Source organism: Flavobacterium sp. SLB02 (assembly GCF_009664855.1).
Lineage (GTDB): Bacteria > Bacteroidota > Bacteroidia > Flavobacteriales > Flavobacteriaceae > Flavobacterium.
Genome location: NZ_CP045928.1, coordinates 3,802,947 through 3,818,323 on the forward strand (window position 1 = coordinate 3,802,947; position 15,377 = coordinate 3,818,323).

Sequence of the window (15,377 nt, forward strand, 5' to 3'; positions counted from 1 at the left end):
TCATGAAATCATCTTATTTCACTCGTAAATGATTTTTTTTAGGAGCTATTCCCGCACCCGAGCCTGAAAGTGAGAACTGGCGAAGCAATCCGTTTCAAACGAAGTTCATTGAACTCCGAAATAAAATAAAATAAAATTAAGTGAAGTAATCTTTAGCTTTTTAAAGGAAAAAGCTAAAAGATTTCCACTACTATCGGGACTAGGATATAGTTTTTATAAGAAACAGCAAAAAACACAGAATATTTCTGACGTAAAACACCTTTACATATTCTGGGTGTAGAAATTGTAATCTTTCAAAATAACCCTCAAAAAATCGCTGCTGTTACCGGATTGGTTTTTAATTCCTGTTACACTTTCGATCTTAGCGACCAATTTGTAAATAACTTCATGATCATTTCGGGCTTCGGCGTTCTTAAAAGTCTCCTTAATGATACGCATATCATTGTCAGACAATTTAATAACCAAAGGATAAGTAGGAACGTAAGCCTCGCCTATTTCCTCAAGAATGGTATGACTAATGTCTATTTTATTTTTTAAAGTAATAACGGCAGTTCCCGCCACCATATCACCCAATCGTTGGGCTTTTTTACTCGACACCACACTTACTATAGCCACAATGCCATACAAAAGTGTAATATCAACTAACCTAAAAAACCAGCGCATTAAGTAGTCTCCAAATCCTGCCTGATAGCCATCAATTTTAACCACTTTTATTTTTACTAGTTTTTTCCCGATAGTCTGACCTTCAAAAATACTTTCTAAAGTGAGCGAATAAATAAAAAACGGAAAATAAAGAATTAAAACAATCGAAATTTTCGACCAATTGTCTAATCTATCGAATAATTTACCGAGATTTAACCAATAAAAAAATACAAGAGAAACCACGGTTATATAGGCCAGTTTAATAGCCAAATCGATGAAATAAGAACCTATTCGCTCGCCTGGTGAAGCGGCAATGAAATTTATTTTAACATTTTGGGTTGTATTAATAGATAATTCTGACATATTTTATATTTTAGCCTACAATGAGAGAAGTTGCCTTCATAAAACAAAATAAAGAAAAATGGCTGGAGTTTGAGCTCGCTATTTTTGGTAAAGCTAAAAAAAATCCTGATGAGTTAGCTAATTTGTACATTCAAATGATGAATGACTTGTCGTATGCGCAAACCTATTACCCAAAAAGTAAGACAGTTGTGTATCTCAATCACCTCGCCTCACAGATTTATCAAAAAATTTACAAAACCAAAAGAACCGAAAAAAACAGATTCCTTGAATTTTTTAAAACCGAGGTTCCTTTACTGCTTTACGAATACAGGAGATATCTTTTGTATGCCTTTATTTTATTTTTTGTCACCGTTGCCATGGGCGTCGTTTCGGCTAGATACGATCAAAACTTTGTTCGCTTAATTCTAGGCGACTATTATGTAAACATGACTCTTGACAACATCAAAAAAGGAAATCCAATGGCGGTTTACGGCTCCGGAAGCAACTGGGGAAGTTTTATAGGTATTACCCTGAACAACCTTTATGTAGGGGCGAGATGTTACATTTACGGCATATTTGGCGGTTTGGGAACATTTTATATTTTTCTTCAAAACTCATTGATGTTAGGATCATTTCAGTACTTTTTCTACGATCAGGGTGTTTTCTGGAAAAGTGTTCGCGGTATCTGGATTCACGGTTCTATGGAGATTTTCGCCATCGTAATCGAAAGTGCGGCCGGATTTATTCTGGGCGCTTCGATCCTGTTTCCTAAAACTTTCTCGAGATTAAATTCACTTAAAATAGGATTCAAAAACAGTTTCAAAATATTCCTGAGCACCTTTCCTTTTACCATAAGCGCCGGATTTCTCGAAGGTTTTATAACCCGATATTCGATCGATATGCCCAATTGGCTCAGTAGTTTTATCATCTTATTTACATTAGCAATCATCTCATTTTATTATTTGGTTTATCCTTTCATTGTTCACAAAAAAACAACTTCATTATAATGTTTGAACTTTACAAAAAAAGACAACTCGGCGACTATATAGTAGATTCGTTTACCTTCTTTAAAAATTTTGGCAAACACTTTTTTAAGATTTTTTTCGCCATAAACGTTGGTATGCTGCTCATTATGGGGGCGTTAATGTATTTATTTTTAGAAACTAATTTTAAGTCTCTGGCAGGTAATAATTTAGAAAAAACTACTCCCGATGAACTTTTCAATTACTTTGACAGTTATCCTCTTCTTGGAGGATTTGCCATACTCTTTTTAGTGGTAATTATATTTTTATCCCTTTTTAATTCCTCCTATCCAATTTTATATTTAAAATTAATAGCCGAAAAAAATACCAACGATTTTACCACACAGGATATATTAGCCGGCTTTAGAAAAAGCCTTTGGAAAATAATTAAGTTCGGTCTGGGCGTTGTATTCATTATATTTCCAATTTTATTTATCCTTATAATCGCTTTATTTTTTCTCTGCTTTGTCTTAGTAGGCATACCATTATTAATAGTGGCAATACCTACTTTATTTACCTGGGTAAATTTGAGTTTTTATACCTATTTAACGGAGGATAAAAGCTTTTTTGAATCTTTAAACCATGCACATCTTTTGCTAAAAGAAGATTTCTGGTCTACAATTGGGGCCAGTTTTATCGTCATGATTATGCTTCAGATGGTACAGGCATCCATCACTATGTTTTTTTATTTTGTTGGAATATTTGCCTTTATTTTCTTTGCAATAGCCAATCCTGATTTCGATAAAATGCCTTTTGAACCTTCGCCCATTTTTTTAATCCTGATTACTGTAGCATTTGTTTTAATTATGGCATTGAGTAACATTTTTAGTAACGTTTTGGTAATCAATCAGGGAATTATCTATTATAGTTTGGGAGCAGAAGATAGAATTTCGGCAACTGAAATTGAATCAATTGGAAGCAATAATGAATAAACTCCTCCTCTTTTTATCTTTTCTCTTTTTTTCCGGTATTTCGCATGCCCAGGATTCTTTGGCTAGAGCCGAGCCTCCAAAAATAAGTACCGTAAAATATACCGAGAAAGATATTCAAATTGACAGCAGTACTGTAGAAGCCAAAACCTTCTCTAAGAATTTCAAAAAAAAATATACTGATTCTGATTTCGTATACAAACAAAAAGCTCCTGAAAAAGGTTTATGGCAAAGCTTTATTGAATGGCTTGCCCGTATTTACCGAAGCATTTTTAGCGAGTCAGATACCAAAGCCTCTCTGGATTTTGTCACGATCTTTTTAAGAGTAATAGCGGTTTTAATTATTGTTATTGTAATCTACTTAATAGCAAAAGCAGTAATTAATAAAGAAGGTCAATGGATTTTTGGTAAAAACTCGAATAAAAGAAATGTTTATTACTCTGATATCGAAAAGAATATTCACCTTGTGGATTTCGAAAAATTAATAAAAGAAAGTCTTGAAACGGGAGAGAAAAGAATCGCGATTCGTTATTATTATCTATGGCTGCTAAAAGTAATGGCACAAAATCATTATATCGAATGGGATATCGAAAAAACCAATTCTGATTATTTATACGAACTGCAGCGACCTGCACATAAAGAGGAATTTACCTACTTGTCTTACTTGTATAATTATATCTGGTATGGCGAATTTGCCATTGATGAAATCTCGTTTATAAAAGCCGAAAACCGATTTAAGAACGCCATAAAAACCTTTAGTAATGGATAAAAGCATCAAAATTTACATTGCTGTTCTGGTTTTTATTTTAACCCTGATTTTAGTAATAGATCGTGACCAGCCAAAACCCATCGATTGGCGACCAACCTATGCTGTCAATGACAAAATCCCCTACGGATTATATGTTTTTGATAAGGAAATTAATGGATTTTTTAAAAATCATAAAGTAGAAAGAATTCCAAATGTAACGCCATATGAATTTTTAGATTCAAAATATGATGAGGATACGCTGGTAGAAAATTATAAAATAAAAGGAACTTTCATCAATATATCAGAATCCAATACAATTGACGAACAATCAATTAAGGAGATTTTTTATTTTGTCTCGCACGGAAACAATGCTTTTTTAAGCATGAAGAGTTTCCCTAAATATTTACTAGACACCCTGAAACTGGAAGTTAATTCAGATTATCTCAATGCCAATACAACTCAAATATGGCTGGCCAACAAAAAGACTAAAAAATATACTTTTGAACATCAATTACAAGATTATTTTTCTAAAATTGACACCTTAAATACAACCGTTCTGGGATATCAGGGCACAAAATCAAATCAAAAAAAACACATCAATTATATCAAAGTTCCTTACAGACAAGGCTATTTTTATTTACATACGCAGCCTGTCGCTTTTACGAACTTTAATTTATTAAAAGCAGATCATTATCAATATGCCGAGAGTGTTTTATCTTATTTACCAAAAGGCGATATTTTCTGGTATACCAAAGGTCAGAATAATGAAAATATTTCTCAATCGCCCCTGCGTTATATCCTGGCTCAGCCCGGACTAAAATGGGCCTGGTATTTCTTTTTATTCGGAATGTTGATTTTTATTATTTTTAATGCCAAACGTAAGCAACGTGTGGTGCCTATACTTAAACCTTTGGCCAATTCAACAGTTGATTTCACCAAAACTATAGGCAATTTATATTATCAGGAAGGCGATCACCGCAATATCATCGATAAAAAGATTATTTATTTTTTAGAAAAAATGCGAACCGAATATTTGATCGATACCACAAAACTCGACGATACTTTTATTCAAAAATTGCATCACAAAACAGGAAAAAGTGAAACAGATATTCAGGAACTTGTATTTTTGATCAACGAACATCGAAATAGTTATCACGGAAGTCTTGAAGAAGATTTAATTAGAATTAATAATGCAATAGAAAAGATTATACATTAGATAAAAAAAAATTGCCACCGATTAAAAGGATTACACAGATTAGAAAAAATTAATCAATTTTAATAAAAAATCCTCTTTAATCTTTTTAATGTGTGGCAAAAAACAACCCAGAAAACAGACCAAACATGGACAATATCAATACAACAGAAAATGAAATCACAAACGAAAATGTGAATTTTGAAACCAGAATAAATCTAACGCCGCTTTTAGATCACGTAAACAGTATCAAAAAAGAACTGGAAACCGTAATTGTAGGGCAGCACAAAATGATCGATCAGCTTTTGGTGGCCATTTTATCAAACGGTCACGTTTTGCTCGAAGGTGTTCCCGGGGTTGCTAAAACCATCACAGCCAAATTATTATCGAAAACCTTGAATATTGGCTTTAGCCGAATTCAGTTTACGCCGGATTTAATGCCGTCTGATATTTTAGGAACTTCGATTTTCAATTTAAAAACTTCTGAATTTGAGTTTAAAAAAGGGCCTATTTTCTCTAATTTAATTTTAATTGATGAGATAAACCGTGCCCCTGCCAAAACACAAGCAGCACTTTTTGAAGTTATGGAAGAACGCCAGATCACTATTGACGGATCTGCCTATAAGCTTGAAACACCTTTCTTGGTTATTGCAACACAAAACCCAATCGAGCAGGAAGGAACTTATCGTTTGCCCGAAGCACAATTAGACCGTTTCTTGTTTAAAATCACCATTGATTACCCAAAATTAAACGAAGAAATCCTGATCATTCAAAGAGAACATTTATTGCAGGATCACGGAAAACTGGAAGCTATAAAAACCATACTTTCTGCCGCTGAGATAAAAGAATATCAGGCGCTGGTAAAACAAATAAGAGTAGAACAAAATCTACTGGAATATATTGCAAGAATTGTAGTGAACACACGCGAAAACGCCTTTTTATATCTGGGAGCTTCGCCTCGTGCTTCGATCGCGATTCTAAACGCTTCAAAAGGTTTCGCAGCCATTCGCGGACGTGATTTTGTAACTCCCGAAGATATTAAAGAAGCCACAATTCCGGTTTTACAGCATCGCGTAATTGTAGCACCAGAACGTGAAATGGAAGGAATTACAAGTTCTGAAATTATCAGGCAAATTATAGAAACAGTCGAGATTCCGAGATAGTTTTCCAGTCGCAGTTTTCAGTGTTCAGTGCTATGCTAAATAATAAACCTTTTTTAATGAAATTTTCTACAATATTTTTTCTGTCTTTTATATTCGTTCCATTGGTAAGTTTTAAACCAATGGAAGTGAAAACTTTGAAAAAAAACAAAACGTCTGTCTATTTTTTAACTGACAAACAAGAACTCGAAACATTAATAAGAAAAACCTATGAATGGATCGAAACCAAGAAAACAAAAGTTGATTTTGATGTTGTCGAGAATAAAAAAGGAGATAAATATGTTGCACTAAATGTAAAAACGCACAATAAAATATTGGCAGAACTTAAAAACTCTAATTTTTTTACACAACAATTCATTGACAATTATAACAAAATTGCACTGAAAATTGGAGAGAATCTTAAAACCAATAAGATCGAATATTTTGTTGGAGAATTACCCCCATATGGCTCTGATAGTAATCCCTGGTGCGATTGTCAGGACAATCCGGAATCGTATTGGAAAACACTAAAAATAAACGACTTAAAGATTCAAAATAACAAAGCTACTTTTTACTGGACCTGGACAGAATGGAAAGAAACTCCTACATATAAAGTAACTGCAGTTAAAGAAAATGGAATCTGGAGAATTGCCGTTTTAGATGGTTTTGATTATAAAAGCTTTACTAAAATATAGTAAAAAACCTTTAACCCTAATTTTATAAAAATTGAAATTCATAAAAAGCCTTTACCTCAATAACTTCTTCTTCTATATGCTTTTGGGCATTATTGGATTATTTGTTTGTGCTTTTATTTTTCCGAACTTATACAATGCTGTTTGGTTTTTGGTTTTGGTTTTAGTCACTTTTTTAGGGCTTGATATTTTAATTTTATACATCACCAAAACAGGAATCCAAGCTGAAAGAATAACACCAGAAAAACTTTCTAATGGTGATTTAAATCCTGTAACCGTCAGTATCAAAAACCGTTATACTTTTAAAATTTCAGTTAAGATTATAGACGAGATTCCGTTTCAGTTTCAGGTACGTGATTTCAAAATTGTAAAAACGATTAAAGCCTCTGAGCAAAAAGAATTTGGTTACGATCTTCGCCCAACTGAACGTGGTGAATATTATTTTGGATATCTGAATATCTATGTCTCTTCTCCTTTGAAATTAGTTTCCAGAAGATTTTCTTTCGATAAGGATAAAATGGTACCTACCTATCCTTCCTATATTCAGTTAAGAAAATACGATTTACTGGCTTTCTCGAATAATTTGTATCAATACGGAATCAAGAAAATCCGACGCATTGGCCACACGATGGAGTTTGAACAAATCAAGGAATATGTTCAGGGCGACGATTTAAGAACACTAAACTGGAAAGCCACAGCAAAGAAAAATGCATTGATGGTCAACCAGTTTCAGGATGAAAAATCACAATCGGTTTATATGGCGATCGATAAAGGACGCGTCATGCAAATGCCTTTTGACGGATTGAGTTTACTGGATTATGCCATTAATTCGACTTTGGTTTTATCTAATGTAATTCTGAAAAAGCAGGATAAAGCCGGAATTTTTGCGTTCTCTAAAAAGGTAGAAAACAGAGTTTTTGCCGAGAAGAGAGCGTCGCAAATGCAAAAAATACTCGAAACCTTATACAATATTAAAACTGATTTTTTCGAAAGTGATTATAGCCGTTTATACGTCGACATCAAGAAAAACATCAATCAGAGGAGTTTGATTATTCTCTACACAAACTTTGAAACCATGGATGGCTTAAATCGACAATTACCTTATTTAAAAGGAATTGCAAAAAGCCATTTATTAGTTGTTGTCTTTTTTAGTAATACAGAACTGAATTCGATCATCAACAAAAAAACAGACACCATTCAGGAAGTGTATGATAAAGTAATCGCCGAAAAATTCATGTTCGAAAAACGATTAATCGCAAACGAACTCAAAAAATACGGAATACATTCGGTTTTAACGCAACCTGAGAATCTGACTTTGGATACGATTAATAAATATTTAGAGATTAAAGCGAGGGGAATTTTGTAGAAGATATTTGTTAATTTATGGTTATATTTAAGATATGAACTAACAATAATTTATCGCTACAGCATTATTTAGTTAGTTTTGAAATATCGATTTATACAATCCAATTAATCATTTTTAATATAATTAACTAAATATGAAAAAAATAACCGCATTTATATTCGCCTTTACAAGCCTTTTGTCTCACGCACAAAAAACAGAAAACATCATTATTATCACCACAGACGGTTTTAGATGGCAGGAAGTTTTTAAGGGAATGGACAAAGAAATAGCCGACAATAAAAGATTCAATCAGGGAGACCGAACTTACATTTACAAAAAATACGGAAGTGCTGATATTGCAGAAGCCCGCCAAAAAATAATGCCTTTTTTATGGTCTGAAATTGCTTCGAAAGGACAAATTTATGGTAATCGTGATTTGGGCAACAAAGTAGATGTTACCAATAAATACTGGATAAGTTATCCCGGATATAGCGAAATGATGACCGGAAATGCTGATAATGCAGTAAATTCTAATCATTATAAAGACAATCCAAATGTAAATGTGCTGGAGTTTTTGAACCAGCAGCCTAATCTAAAGGGTAAAGTAAAAGCTTTTGGTGCATGGAATGCATTTGATAGAATCTTAAACGAAAAAAGAAGCGGCTTTCCTGTAATTTCGGCCTTTGACAGCATTGGAGGAAATAATCCAACCGAAACTCAAAAATTGCTCAATGCAATGCGTGATAACTCTTACAAGCCTTTTCATGAAGATGAATGTCTGGATGTTTTTACCCATTATCAAGCGCTAAATGAACTTAAAACAAACAAACCAAAAGTACTTTATATTGCTTATGGAGAAACTGATGAATGGGCACATTCAGGACAATACAGATCTTATCTTGATGCTGCCAATCAGGTAGATAAATGGATTAAGGAAATCTGGGAATTTGTACAAAATGATCCACAATACAAAAACAAAACGACTTTACTGATCACTGTCGATCACGGCCGCGGTGATAAAAAGAAGAAAGAATGGACAGATCACGGATCTGACGTTGCAGGAGCATCTGAGATTTGGTTTGCTGCAATGGGACCGGAAATTGCACCAAAAGGCGAACTTAAAACCCAATCGCAATTGTATCAAAAACAAACGGCCCAAACCATCGCCAAAGTTATGGGATACACTTTTACAACTTCGCATCCGGTGGCCGATGAAATTAAAGAAATATTTCAGCAATAATCAATCAAACCAAAATAACAACCAACCAAAACCAATTTATTCAAATGAAAAAAACTTTATTATTTCTTTTTTTAATGACTGTCTTCAGTCCAAAATTACTAGCGCAAGAAAACGATACCCTTGGAGCATATTATGATAAGATTGAAAAATCTTTCAAATATGAATCCGGAAAAATTACTTTATCTGAAGGAGAAGGAACTCTTAATGTTCCTAAAGGATTTAAGTTCCTCAATGCAGAACAAACTCAGGGAATCTTGACTAATTTATGGGGCAATCCTGAAGACAAAAGCGTTTTAGGATCGCTTGTTCCTGACGGAAAAGGCGTAACGCACAGCAATAGCTGGATGTTCGTCATTAGCTATCAGGGAGATGGTTTTGTAAAAGATGATGATGCCGGAGATATCGATTATGACGACTTGCTAAAAACCATGAAAGAAGATGTTCAGGCAGAAAATGAAGAACGTAAAAAAGGCGGTTATCCAGAAGTGCAATTAGTAGGCTGGGCATCAAAGCCTTACTATGACACCAATTTAAAAGTATTACATTGGGCTAAAGAATTAAAATTCGGCACAGACAAAGCCAATACTTTAAACTATGATTTAAGAGTTTTAGGAAGAAAAGGAATGTACAATATTTCGGCCGTAGCAGGAATGAATGAACTGGCAGAAGTAAAAGCAAGTATTCCGGGAATTTTAAAAAGTGTAGAATTCAATCAGGGACATAAATATCTGGACTTTGATGCCGATACAGATACTGTTGCCGCCTGGACAATTGGAGGTTTAGTTGCCGGAAAAGTACTGGCAAAAGTTGGCTTTTTTGCTATTTTGGCTAAATTTGGAAAAATTATCGTAATCGGAATTATTGCAGCATTTGCGGCTCTTAAGAAATTTATCTTCGGTAAAAAAGATCAGGTTGTATCAAGACCTCAAGAAGAAACCGCTTTATTAGAGGAAAATAATTCTACTGAGGAATAATTTTTTTTTGCCACAGATTAAAGGATTAAAGATGATTCAAAAATCAGAAATCATTTTAATCTTTTAATCTGTGGCTAAACTTTTTTAAGCCGCTTTTTTCGCAAAGCAAAAAAAAAAGAATTCGTAAAGATTCTTAACTTGAGCGATAACGAACAGGGGGAATAAATTATTGGCAAACTTTTTTTACTTCGTTTTAAACCTCTGAACCTTTGCAACTATGAACCTTTGTAACTTTACAAAAAAACTCAGTATCTTAGCACCTTAGAAACTCAGTAACTTTCAGAATGAAACAAATCACTTCAATACAAAATCCGTTTATAAAATCGCTCGTTTTACTACAAGAAAAGGCAAAAGCCCGAAAACAAACCGGAACATTTTTGATTGAAGGATTACGCGAAATTTCATTAGCCATAAAAGGCGGTTACGAAATAGAAACTGTTTTGTTTTTACCGGAATTAGTAACTGAAAATCAGATTAATAAATTGGTCAATACACCAGTTTCATTAATCGAAATCAACAAAGAAGTCTATCAAAAATTAGCGTATCGAGATACGACCGAAGGCATTTTGGCTATAGCCAAAACCAAATCGATGCTTTTATCTGATTTAAAACTATCCGATAATCCGTTGATTATTGTTGCGGAAGCGCCAGAAAAACCAGGAAATATAGGCGCGCTTTTACGTACTGCCGATGCTGCAAATCTTGATGCAGTTTTGATCGCAAATCCTAAAAGTGACTTATACAACCCAAATATTGTTCGTTCGAGCGTTGGCTGCTTGTTTACGAACCAAATAGCAACAGGAACAACAGGCGAAATCATCGCATTTTTGAAAGAAAAAAAGATCGATTTTTATTGTGCTACCTTACAAAATTCAACTTCATATCATACACAAGACTTCACTACTCCAACTGCTTTGGTTGTGGGCACAGAAGCTACAGGCTTAACGCAAGATTGGCGTGATGCTGCCACCCAAAATATTATAATCCCCATGCAGGGCGAAATCGACAGTATGAATGTCTCGGTTGCTGCGGCAATTTTAATTTTTGAAGCCAAACGTCAAAGAGGATTTAATTAATTATAAATTCGAAATTATGAGTTATAAATTATCACTTTTAGCCTTATTATTTAGTTTTTCGGTATCGGCACAAATTTCGAATCAGGAAGTAGATGAGTTGGTCAATCGTACGATAAAAGCTTTTGATGTTCCCGGAATTGCGGTTGCGATTGTAAAAGACGGAAAAGTAGTGCTGGCAAAAGGATATGGAGTAAAATCGGTTTTGAGCCAACAAAAAGTTGATGCGAATACCCTTTTTGGGATTGCCTCAAATAGTAAAGCTTTTACATCAGCCGCACTTGCTATGCTGGTAGATGAAGGTAAAGTAAAATGGGATGATAAAGTCGTACAATATCTTGCGGATTTTAAAATGTACGACGATTTTGTAACGCGTGAATTTACGATTCGTGATCTTTTAACACACAGAAGCGGACTTGGCCTTGGCGCCGGAGATTTGATGATCTGGCCTGACGGAAGCGATTTTAAAGCGCAGGATATCATTCATAATTTAAGATACTTAAAACCGGTTTCGAGTTTTAGAACCAAATACGATTATGACAATTTGATGTACATCATTGCAGGAGAAATTATACACGTGGTAAGCGGAAAAACCTGGGCAGATTTTGTCGAAGAACGCATTATGAAACCTCTGGAAATGAACAATAGTATAGCTTCTGTAAAACGTTTAAAAGATACTACAAACGTTATTACGCCCCACGTTCCGCTTGACGGAAAACTAAAAACCATAAAACGTTACGAAAATCAGCTCTTTGACGGAGCAGCAGGAATTTATTCAAGTGTAAATGATTTGAGCAAATGGGCAATTCTGCAAATCAATAACGGAAAATACGGCGATAATAAACAGTTATTTTCTGAAAAAGAACACGACGAAATGTGGCAATTGCAAACCATTATTCCAACTAAGACAAAACCACCTTACAATACTCATTTTTCAGGATATGGTTTAGGATGGTTTTTAAGTGATGTAAAAGGATACAAACAAGTTTCGCACACCGGTGGTTTAGAAGGAAATGTAACTCAAACGACTTTAATTCCGGAGATAGGCTTGGGAATTATTGTCCTGACCAATCAACAATCCGGAGCTGCTTTTAACGCGATTACCAATACGATAAAAGACAGTTATTTAGGCATTAAACCCGAAGATTACGTTACAACTTACAGCAACCGCGTAAAAGCCAGCGAAGCATCGGCAGATAAAGTGACAGATGAAGTTTGGGCAAGCGTTGCCAAAAATAAAAAAGACAAACTAAAAATTGATTTCTCTAAAATTACCGGAACTTACAAAGACAATTGGTTTGGAGAAGTTACCATAACAGAGAAAAAAGCAAAAGCCTATTTTGCTTCAAAACGTTCGCCGCAACTAGTTGGTGAAGTGTTTTTCTACAAAGATGGAAACTATGTCGTAAAATGGAACAATGCCTTTTTTCATGCCGATGCGCATTTGCTTTTCAAATACGATCAAACCGGAAAGGTCATCAACTTAAAAATGCTTCCAATCTCTGAGTTAACTGATTTTAGTTATGATTTTCAGGATTTGGATTTTTCTAAGGAATAATTTTTTGTTTCACGTTTCAGGTTTCAGGTTTCAGGTTTCAGGTTTCAGGTTTAAAACGCAACGTTAAAACTGTGGTCAAAAACTTGAAACCTGAAACGTGAAACAAAATAATTTCATTCTAAAATCAACCCTTCATTCCCTTGCGTATATTCAAACTTATTCTTATTTTTAGTACTTGAACTATGCCGTTATGATAGAAATAGATATTGAGAAAGAAAATAAAGCAATTGCCCAAGAGTATAAAGAATTACTTCGAATCAGTTATCAGACTTTAAGTCCAACCGACAAAAAATTAATCCGAAAAGCATTTGATGTCGCAGTAGATGCACATAAAGAACAAAGACGTAAATCTGGCGAAGCGTATATCTTTCATCCTATTGCAGTTGCAAAAATTGTGGCTTCTGAAATTGGTTTAGGAGCGACCTCTATTGCTGCGGCCTTATTGCACGATGTTGTCGAAGATACTCCCATAACTGTCGAGGATATTGAGCGTTTATTTAACCCAAAAGTGGCGCAATTAGTAGAAGGTTTAACCAAGATTTCGTTAGTTCAAAAAGATCTGAATGCGTCGATGCAGGCAGAAAATTTCAGAAAAATGATCCTTACACTGAACGATGACGTTCGTGTAATTTTGATAAAACTCGCCGATCGTTTGCATAATATGCAAACCATGGATTCGATGGCGGAATACAAGCAAACCAAAATTGCTTCGGAAACGCTTTATATTTACGCCCCTCTCGCCCATCGTTTAGGACTTTATAACATTAAAACTAAACTAGAAGATTTAGGTTTAAAATATACTGAACCTGCTGTTTACAATGATATTGTAAGCAAAATCAGGGAAACCAAAGAAGAACAGGATGCTTACATCAAAGATATCTCGGATGTTTTGAAGAAATCTCTGGATAATGAGGGAATTGATTATGTAATTAAAGGACGTCCGAAATCTATTTATTCGATTCGTCGTAAAATGCGCGCTCAAAATGTGAGTTTTGATGAAGTGTACGACAAATTTGCCCTTAGAATTGTCTATAAATCAGATCAACATGACGAGAAATTTGTAGCCTGGAAAATCTATTCAATCGTAACAGATCATTACAGACCCAGCCCAAGTCGTTTGCGCGACTGGATTTCATCTCCAAAATCGACCGGTTACGAAGCTCTGCACATTACCGTGATGGGACCAAAAGGTCGCTGGGTAGAAGTGCAGGTTCGAAGCGAGCGTATGGATGAAATTGCAGAGAAAGGTTATGCAGCACATTACAAATACAAAAACGGAGCTACAGAAGAAAGCGGTCTTGATGTTTGGCTGAATTTACTTCGCGAAGCGCTGGAGAATCAGGAAACCAATGCGGTTGATTTTGTAGAGGATTTTAAAATGAATTTATATTCAAAAGAAATCTTTGTCTTTACGCCAAAAGGAGAAATCAAATCGTTGCCAAAAGGTGCTACTTCACTGGATTTTGCCTTTAGTATTCACTCCGAAATTGGAATTAAAACCAGAGGAACACGTGTAAACGGTCGTTTGGTTCCGTTAAATCATGAATTAAAAAGTGGTGATCAGGTCGAAGTTATTACTTCTGCAAACCAAAAACCAACGGTAAACTGGCTGGAATATGTAACCACTTCGAGAGCCAAAAACAAGATCAAAAACGTTCTTAACGAGAACACTAAAAAAATTGCAGAAGAAGGAAAAGAATTGCTTACCCGAAAACTGAGACATTTAAAAATAACGATCAACGAGCAAGTTATCAACGAACTGGTCAACTTTTTTAAACTAAAAACAAGTTTAGATTTATTTTACAGAGTTGGAATTGGAGCGATCGAAAATCAACAGCTAAAAGATTACGCAGCTCAAAAAAGCAATACGTTTATCAATTTCTTTAAAAATAAAATTAAGAGAAATAAAGATACAACCGCCGCTGATGATATACACAAACCAGTAATTAGCAGTAATTATGATATGCTGGTTTTTGGAACTGAACATGATAAATTAGATTATAAACTTTCTCCATGCTGTAACCCGATTCCCGGTGATGATGTTTTTGGATTTGTAACCATAAACGAAGGAATCAAAGTACACAAAAAAGACTGTCCGAACGCGATTGGTATGCAATCTAATTACGCTTACAGAATTATGAGTGCCAAATGGATTGATTCATCGCAAGAAGAATTCAAAGCCATTATCAACATTACCGGAATGGATGTTTTAGGACTTACAAACCAGTTAACAAGGGTAATTTCGAATAATATGAGCGTGAACATTCAGAGTATTTCTTTGAGTACAGATGCCGGAATATTTCACGGCCAGATTGCCGTTATTGTTCAGAATAATACCATTTTAAAGAAAATGATTAATGCGATTAAAAAAATTGATGGTGTTGACAAAGTTACAAGAGAGTACAGAACTTAAACTTTTTTAACCTATCTATAAGGGATTTATAACTAAACTTTAAACCCGAAACTTTTATTCATTAAAAA

Annotated in this window: 13 protein-coding genes; 12 read left to right on the top strand and 1 reads right to left on the bottom strand. The window is 34.5% G+C overall.

Annotated elements, in window-relative coordinates:
* Positions 1–261 precede the first annotated feature (261 nt).
* Positions 262–1,005 (bottom strand): RDD family protein, encoded by a 744-nt coding sequence (locus tag GIY83_RS13805; protein WP_208681886.1) that lies wholly within the window; start codon positions 1,003–1,005, stop codon positions 262–264.
* 20 nt (positions 1,006–1,025) lie between these two features.
* Here GIY83_RS13805 and GIY83_RS13810 point away from each other — a divergent pair, with 20 nt between their 5' ends.
* The 12 genes from GIY83_RS13810 (at position 1,026) to GIY83_RS13865 (ending at position 15,309) form a co-directional block, all read left to right on the top strand.
* Positions 1,026–1,991 carry a stage II sporulation protein M gene (locus tag GIY83_RS13810; protein WP_208681887.1) on the top strand — a complete coding sequence of 322 codons (966 nt, stop codon included), beginning with the start codon at positions 1,026–1,028 and terminating at the stop codon, positions 1,989–1,991.
* A complete protein-coding gene (locus GIY83_RS13815) occupies positions 1,991–2,938 on the top strand; it encodes a hypothetical protein (RefSeq protein ID WP_208681888.1) in 948 nt (315 codons plus the stop codon). Before GIY83_RS13810 ends, GIY83_RS13815 begins: the two co-directional genes overlap by 1 nt.
* Entirely contained in the window at positions 2,931–3,704 is a 774-nt protein-coding gene (locus GIY83_RS13820) for a DUF4129 domain-containing protein (RefSeq protein WP_208681890.1), read from the top strand. Before GIY83_RS13815 ends, GIY83_RS13820 begins: the two co-directional genes overlap by 8 nt.
* Entirely contained in the window at positions 3,697–4,899 is a 1,203-nt protein-coding gene (locus GIY83_RS13825) for a DUF4350 domain-containing protein (RefSeq protein ID WP_208681892.1), read from the top strand. The genes GIY83_RS13820 and GIY83_RS13825 overlap by 8 nt, the downstream gene beginning before the upstream one ends.
* 125 nt (positions 4,900–5,024) lie before the next feature.
* The gene (locus GIY83_RS13830) at positions 5,025–6,038 is read left to right on the top strand and encodes a MoxR family ATPase (RefSeq protein ID WP_208687195.1); all 1,014 of its coding nucleotides are present in this window, start codon (positions 5,025–5,027) and stop codon (positions 6,036–6,038) included.
* A 119-nt stretch (positions 6,039–6,157) separates the two neighbouring features.
* Positions 6,158–6,709: a hypothetical protein gene (locus tag GIY83_RS13835; RefSeq protein ID WP_229029104.1), complete on the top strand. Its 552-nt coding sequence runs from the start codon at positions 6,158–6,160 to the stop codon at positions 6,707–6,709.
* A 76-nt stretch (positions 6,710–6,785) separates the two neighbouring features.
* Positions 6,786–8,072: a DUF58 domain-containing protein gene (locus tag GIY83_RS13840; RefSeq protein WP_208687197.1), complete on the top strand. Its 1,287-nt coding sequence runs from the start codon at positions 6,786–6,788 to the stop codon at positions 8,070–8,072.
* Positions 8,073–8,205: 133 nt separating this feature from the next.
* Positions 8,206–9,291 carry a phosphoglyceromutase gene (locus GIY83_RS13845; RefSeq protein WP_194616455.1) on the top strand — a complete coding sequence of 362 codons (1,086 nt, stop codon included), beginning with the start codon at positions 8,206–8,208 and terminating at the stop codon, positions 9,289–9,291.
* Positions 9,292–9,335: 44 nt separating this feature from the next.
* Positions 9,336–10,265: a DUF2167 domain-containing protein gene (locus tag GIY83_RS13850; protein ID WP_208681896.1), complete on the top strand. Its 930-nt coding sequence runs from the start codon at positions 9,336–9,338 to the stop codon at positions 10,263–10,265.
* A gap of 284 nt (positions 10,266–10,549) precedes the next feature.
* On the top strand, positions 10,550–11,341 hold the full coding sequence (locus GIY83_RS13855; RefSeq protein ID WP_194616453.1) for an RNA methyltransferase: 792 nt from the start codon (positions 10,550–10,552) through the stop codon (positions 11,339–11,341).
* Between the two features lie 16 nt (positions 11,342–11,357).
* Positions 11,358–12,896 (top strand): serine hydrolase, encoded by a 1,539-nt coding sequence (locus GIY83_RS13860; protein WP_208681898.1) that lies wholly within the window; start codon positions 11,358–11,360, stop codon positions 12,894–12,896.
* 190 nt (positions 12,897–13,086) lie between these two features.
* Positions 13,087–15,309 carry a bifunctional (p)ppGpp synthetase/guanosine-3',5'-bis(diphosphate) 3'-pyrophosphohydrolase gene (locus tag GIY83_RS13865; protein ID WP_194616451.1) on the top strand — a complete coding sequence of 741 codons (2,223 nt, stop codon included), beginning with the start codon at positions 13,087–13,089 and terminating at the stop codon, positions 15,307–15,309.
* The last annotated feature ends 68 nt before the right edge of the window (positions 15,310–15,377 follow it).

What these genes read in the sequence shown, in the direction of transcription:
- GIY83_RS13820 (WP_208681890.1), top strand. Translation starts at nt 2,931, where the DNA reads ATGAATAAACTCCTCCTCTTTTTATCTTTTCTCTTTTTTTCCGGTATT.
- GIY83_RS13855 (WP_194616453.1), top strand. Translation starts at nt 10,550, where the DNA reads ATGAAACAAATCACTTCAATACAAAATCCGTTTATAAAATCGCTCGTT.
- GIY83_RS13865 (WP_194616451.1), top strand. Translation starts at nt 13,087, where the DNA reads ATGATAGAAATAGATATTGAGAAAGAAAATAAAGCAATTGCCCAAGAG.
- GIY83_RS13850 (WP_208681896.1), top strand. Translation starts at nt 9,336, where the DNA reads ATGAAAAAAACTTTATTATTTCTTTTTTTAATGACTGTCTTCAGTCCA.
- GIY83_RS13810 (WP_208681887.1), top strand. Translation starts at nt 1,026, where the DNA reads ATGAGAGAAGTTGCCTTCATAAAACAAAATAAAGAAAAATGGCTGGAG.
- GIY83_RS13815 (WP_208681888.1), top strand. Translation starts at nt 1,991, where the DNA reads ATGTTTGAACTTTACAAAAAAAGACAACTCGGCGACTATATAGTAGAT.
- GIY83_RS13830 (WP_208687195.1), top strand. Translation starts at nt 5,025, where the DNA reads ATGGACAATATCAATACAACAGAAAATGAAATCACAAACGAAAATGTG.
- GIY83_RS13840 (WP_208687197.1), top strand. Translation starts at nt 6,786, where the DNA reads ATGCTTTTGGGCATTATTGGATTATTTGTTTGTGCTTTTATTTTTCCG.
- GIY83_RS13845 (WP_194616455.1), top strand. Translation starts at nt 8,206, where the DNA reads ATGAAAAAAATAACCGCATTTATATTCGCCTTTACAAGCCTTTTGTCT.
- GIY83_RS13825 (WP_208681892.1), top strand. Translation starts at nt 3,697, where the DNA reads ATGGATAAAAGCATCAAAATTTACATTGCTGTTCTGGTTTTTATTTTA.
- GIY83_RS13805 (WP_208681886.1), bottom strand. Translation starts at nt 1,005, where the DNA reads ATGTCAGAATTATCTATTAATACAACCCAAAATGTTAAAATAAATTTC.
- GIY83_RS13860 (WP_208681898.1), top strand. Translation starts at nt 11,358, where the DNA reads ATGAGTTATAAATTATCACTTTTAGCCTTATTATTTAGTTTTTCGGTA.
- GIY83_RS13835 (WP_229029104.1), top strand. Translation starts at nt 6,158, where the DNA reads ATGGAAGTGAAAACTTTGAAAAAAAACAAAACGTCTGTCTATTTTTTA.